The sequence below is a fragment of the Catenulispora pinistramenti genome, from assembly GCF_018274385.1.
Taxonomy (GTDB): Bacteria; Actinomycetota; Actinomycetes; order Streptomycetales; family Catenulisporaceae; genus Catenulispora; species Catenulispora pinistramenti.
Map to the genome: position 1 here is coordinate 1 of NZ_JAAFYZ010000471.1, position 1,587 is coordinate 1,587.

Annotated in this window: 1 pseudogene; it reads right to left on the reverse strand. The window is 71.8% G+C overall.

Annotation, left to right across the window (positions count from 1 at the left end):
* Positions 1-1,529, reverse strand: a pseudogene (locus KGQ19_RS48545) (GAF domain-containing protein); the annotation flags it as partial.
* Positions 1,530-1,587: the final 58 nt, after the last annotated feature.

A 1,587-nucleotide genomic window follows, 5' to 3' on the forward strand; every position in this document is an offset into this window, starting at 1 on the left:
GGGTTGGTGCGCGAGGGGGTGGGGGAGTTTGAGTCGTTGCCGGGGCGGCTCTGATCGCGGTGGCTCTGCTCACCGCGGCTTTGATCGCCGCCGCGACCCTGCTCATCGCGGTCCTGATTCCGGCTCTGGTCCGGGCAGGGAACGGCGCTTCGGCTCGGCGACGCGGCGCCCGCCGGCGGGCTTGGCGCGGCTGGCACGGCTGGCACGGCCGTCGTGCTCGCCGTGTTTGTCGCAGCGGTCGTGCTTTCCACGACCCGTGCGAAGGGCTTCGCTGCCGCGTGCTCAGCGCTCTGCGGAAGCGGTTTCGCCTGCGTCCGCTGCTCGGCGCGCGCGCTCGCCATCGCTATCTCAGCCGGTTCGATGCGGGCCGCGATCATCCGTATCGGCTGCGCCTGCTGCGTTCCGGGCCCGCCGGACTCACCGGCCTGGTCATCCGATCTTGCCGGCACCTGCCCTTGCGGCGCTTGTCCCTGTGCCGCCTGCCCTTGTGTCGCCTGACCCTGTGCCGCTCGTCCTTGCGTCACCTGCCCTTGCGTCACCTGCCCCTGCGCCACCTGCTGTCCTCGCGCCACTTGCGTTTCGCTCGGCGTCCGGGCGGCCGGGATGCCCGGCACCTCGACGGGGCCCGGCACCTCCATCGCGCTCGTCATCTCCGCTTCCACCGTGACCACCTCCGTGCCGGCCGCGGTGCGACCGGTGCGGGCCGTCAACTTGGCGTGGCGGCCGCCGGGTAACGGGATCGTCACCACGTCACGCTTGGCCGCCGCGACCAGTTCGGCCGCCTTGCCCCGTACGAGCTGCCGGTCGCGGCGCTCGCCGTGGCCGCTGTCGGTGCCGGCGGCGTGCTGGGCCCGCGGGGCGAGAACCAGCTCGCCCCGGGTGCGCCGCACGCCTTCGGCGCTGTCGTCGTAGTCAGTGCCGTATCCATCCGTGCTGTAACTGTCGGTGCTGTAACTGTTCGTGCCGTAACCATCAGTGCCGCATTCCGCCCGCGCCCCGTCCACCACCAGCCCGCCAGCCCGCCGCGCCTGAGCGAGCAGCGCCCGCTCCTTCACCGAGTACTGCTCCAACAGGCGCAGCTCGATGTTCTCCGCGGCCTCCGCCGCCAAAGCCGCCATCAGCGGGTTCGCGTCCCGGCGCCACGAGGTGAGGTCCACGACGCCCCGGATCCGGCCACTGAACGGATCCCGGATCGGCACCCCCGCACACGCGAAGGCCAGGAACCGGTCGGCGAAGTGTTCCCCGGCCAGCACCACCGAGGCGCGGCCCTCGGCCAAAGCCGTCCCGATGCCATTGGTACCGGCATCGGCCTCCAGATAACTGAACCCCTCGGCCAACTGCACGGCGTCCAAGTGCCGATTCAACCCCGGCTCCCCGGCCCGCCGCACCAGCACCCGCGCCGCGGCGTCCGCCAACACGACGCACACCGGCGAATCGCTCAACAGCCCGTGCAACCGCTCCAACACCGGCGCCGAAGCCCGCAACAGCAGCTCCTCGGCCCCCATGTCCGGCTCATAGGGCAGATCCACATCCTCGGGCCCCAACCCACCGGCCCGACACCGCTGCCACGACGCCAGAATCGCCGAC